This is a genomic window from Aquiluna sp., from assembly GCF_965064355.1.
In genome coordinates this window covers 1-3,219 of the sequence record NZ_CBCHRQ010000100.1, presented here as the reverse complement: position 1 = coordinate 3,219, position 3,219 = coordinate 1, and the positions used below count along the sequence as shown (strand labels likewise).

Below are 3,219 nucleotides of genomic sequence, written 5' to 3'. Positions count from 1 at the left end.
TAGGAACACAATGCGGTCCTCAAACAACTTGGTGTAAGGGTTGTGGCGCTTAAACCCATAGGCGGTGCGCTCCTCGAACTCCGGGAGGATGTAGCGCGACTGAGGCATCGGAATGCGACCTGCGGCTGATTCTAGATAAGTCATCTTTATGCCTTTCCTACGCCTGTTGAACGGTTTGCAAACTCTTGAATCTGGTCGATAAAGCCGTACTGCAAGGCTTCCTCAGCGGTGAACCAACGGTCACGGTCGCCATCAAGCATTACCTCGTCGACGGTCTTCCCGGTCTGGGCTGCGGTAATCGCAGCGAGCTGGCGCTTCATGGACATAATCAACTCGGCCTGAGTCTGGATGTCTGATGCTGTTCCGCCGAAGCCACCGCTTGGCTGGTGCAACAAAACTCTGGTGTTTGGGGTGGCGTAGCGCTTGCCCTTGGTTCCTGATGAAAGCAGGAACTGACCCATTGATGCACACATGCCGATACCGACGGTCACTATGTCATTAGGCACGTACTGCATGGTGTCGTAGATTGCCATGCCGGCGGTGATAGAACCACCCGGGGAGTTGATGTAAAGGAAGATGTCCTTTTCGCTGTCTTCAGCGGCAAGCAGCAGGATCTTTGCGCAAATCTCGTTTGCCATGTCGTCTCGAACTTCGCTACCGAGCCAAACGATGCGGTCCTTGAGTAACCTGTCAAAAACACCGTGACTTACAGTTTGTGGCTGTGCCATTGCAACTCCTTAGCTATCGAGAATCAAAGATAGCTTTGGTTTTGCCAAAAACCCGGCATGTTCGCCGTCGGCGTTAGCCTTCGACCGAGACCTTGTTTCCCTTAGCGTCGGTAATCTCTGCGTGAGCAACCAAGGCATCTACTGCCTTGCGGCGAGATAGCTCGTCAACAAACATTGGAACCTGCCCAGCGTTTGCTACCTGCTTGATGAAATCGTTTGGATCCATGCCGTAGTTACGGCTCTGGAAGGCTAGGTACTCAATAAGTTCCTGGTCCTCGACCTTGATGGACTCGGCATCAACAACTGCATCTAGCAATAGCTGAACGCGGAAATTCTTCTCGGTTTCTTCTAGAACCTCGCCACGGTGTGGGTCATCCATCGCCTTGCCCTCGTTCTCCAAGTGGGAATCAACCTCGCGCTTGACGGCCTCATCCGATACAGGAATCTTTGCCTTCTCGACCAACTGGTCAACAATCTGGTCGCGAGCCTGAAGAATCTGCTTGCGAACAAAGTTCTGCTCAAGCTTCTTCTCGATGTCAGTCTTTAGCTCTGCAATGGTGTCAAATTCGCTGGCTAACTGAGCAAATGCGTCATCTGCCTTTGGAAGCTCGCTCTCCTTGACTGCGTTTAGCGTCACGGTAACTTCAGCTTCGCTGCCGGCCTGTTCGCCACCAACTAGCTTGGAACGGAAGGTAGTGGTCTCACCTGCGGTCAAAGTCTCAAGTGCCTCATCGATGCCATCTAGCAACTGTCCGGAACCGATCTCGTATGAGATGTCCTTAGCGGTGTCAATTTCAGCTCCGCCGATTGCCGCGGTTAGGTCGATTGAGGTGAAGTCGCCATGCTTGGCTGGACGGTCAACAGTCTTTAGTGTCCCAAAGCGGGCGCGCAGTGCGTCAAGTTCAGACTCGATATCCATCTTGGCGATCTTGACAGCATCAACCTTGATCTTTAGGCCCTTGTACTCAGGAAGCTTGAACTCAGGTCGAACCTCAACCTCTAGCTCAACAACTAGCTCGTTGGTTGGCTCTTGAGCGTTTGGAGCGCTCTTGATATCAGCCTGTGGAGTGGAAAGTGGCTTTAGGTTCTCTTGAATCAAAGCCTCGCGGTAGAAGTCATCCAGACCGTCGTTTACCGCCTGAGCGATGATGGCATCCTTGCCAACGCGCTGATCCAAGATGGTTGCAGGAACTTTGCCCTTGCGGAAACCAGGAATGTTCACCTGCGAAGACACAGTCTCGTAGGCCTTTTCCAAGGCTGGCTTAAAGCCAGCGGCGTCAACGGTAATGGTCAGCTTTACGCGAGTTGGGGTAAGGCGCTCAACAGTGGTCTTCACTTTGTCTCCATGAATTAATCGATAGTACTTACCTGCGTGGTCGGGATGACAGGATTTGAACCTGCAACCCCCTGTACCCAAAACAGGTGCGCTACCAAGTTGCGCTACATCCCGGGGGCGTTGCAACCCTTGAGTTGCGAACTGGAACACTCTACCCCATAGAATGGTGTCGCGTCCAACGCTTCGCGAGTGTAGCTCAATGGTAGAGCCTCAGTCTTCCAAACTGATTACGCGGGTTCGATTCCCGTCACTCGCTCCAAATCAAGGCTGGCAGCGACTACAAAAATAGAGTTTTCGGGTCGCCAAAATCTCAATCGAAATTGGATTTCCACACTCTCGGCAGGGTAAACCTTCGCGCTTATAGGCGTAATAGCGATCAATCTTTTTGGTCTTAGCGGTCAAAAAACCCTCTCGTGTGAGCATGTAACCGGTCTTTACGCCAAGTGGCATCAAAGCAACCGCATCCTCCCAAATTGCACCCACTATTTCGCTTGGTACTAACTTCCCTGGCGTGTGCGGATTCAGGTTTGCGCGGAACAGCAGCTCCGCACGATATACGTTGCCAATTCCAGAGATCACCGACTGGTCCATCAAAAGCTGACCAATGGTTACCGAGGAGCGAGCAACCTTCTCCAAAAAACGCTGCTTGTCGGAGTGCGGGTCAAGCGGGTCAGGACCTAGGCGATCAAGCACCTGCTGATATTGCTCGGTAGAAAGCAGTTCGCAGGCGGTTGGGCCACGCAAATCCGCGAGCTGATTGCCATTTATAAACCTGGCTCGAACCTGCCCTTTTGGTTCTGGCAGTTCATCGAACTCCCTGAACCCCCATTTGCCATAGATACCAAGGTGAATGCGCAAAATGGCAGGTTCAAAGAACAAAAACAGCTGCTTGCCGATGGCTTTGGCGCTCACAAGTGTTGTGCCGTTTATCAAAGAAGAATCGGAGAATCGACCCTGCGGAGAGGTAACGGAAACCTTGGCTTTTGCAAACTTCTTGTTGAAGTGATTGGCGGTTCGATGAACGGTATGGCCTTCAGGCATTTATCTAGTAAACGATCTCGCCGGATTGTTCGAAGCTCGTAATTTTGCCGATGCGACGAACGTGACGCTCGTCGTTTGAAAAGCCCTTGCCAATGAAAATCTTTACCAGCTCCA

General features: G+C 52.0%; 3 protein-coding genes, 2 tRNA genes and 1 pseudogene. 1 reads left to right on the top strand and 5 read right to left on the bottom strand.

Annotation, left to right across the window (positions count from 1 at the left end):
* The 4 genes and pseudogenes from clpP to AC128V_RS06950 all read right to left on the bottom strand — a co-directional run.
* A pseudogene (gene clpP / locus AC128V_RS06965) lies at positions 1-144 on the bottom strand (ATP-dependent Clp protease proteolytic subunit); the annotation flags it as partial.
* 2 nt (positions 145-146) lie between these two features.
* Complete coding sequence (locus tag AC128V_RS06960; RefSeq protein WP_482763945.1) at positions 147-728, bottom strand: ATP-dependent Clp protease proteolytic subunit; 582 nt, start codon at positions 726-728, stop codon at positions 147-149.
* 73 nt (positions 729-801) lie between these two features.
* On the bottom strand, positions 802-2,064 hold the full coding sequence (tig, locus tag AC128V_RS06955; RefSeq protein ID WP_482763944.1) for a trigger factor: 1,263 nt from the start codon (positions 2,062-2,064) through the stop codon (positions 802-804).
* A 37-nt stretch (positions 2,065-2,101) separates the two neighbouring features.
* Positions 2,102-2,178, bottom strand: a tRNA-Pro gene (locus tag AC128V_RS06950).
* 71 nt (positions 2,179-2,249) lie between these two features.
* On the opposite strand from AC128V_RS06950, the gene AC128V_RS06945 reads away from it, so the two are divergent.
* A tRNA-Gly gene (locus AC128V_RS06945) sits at positions 2,250-2,323 on the top strand.
* A 2-nt stretch (positions 2,324-2,325) separates the two neighbouring features.
* Here AC128V_RS06945 and AC128V_RS06940 read toward each other — a convergent pair.
* Positions 2,326-3,105, bottom strand: a complete 780-nt coding sequence (locus AC128V_RS06940) for an Fpg/Nei family DNA glycosylase (protein ID WP_482763943.1) — start codon at positions 3,103-3,105, stop codon at positions 2,326-2,328.
* Positions 3,106-3,219 lie beyond the last annotated feature (114 nt).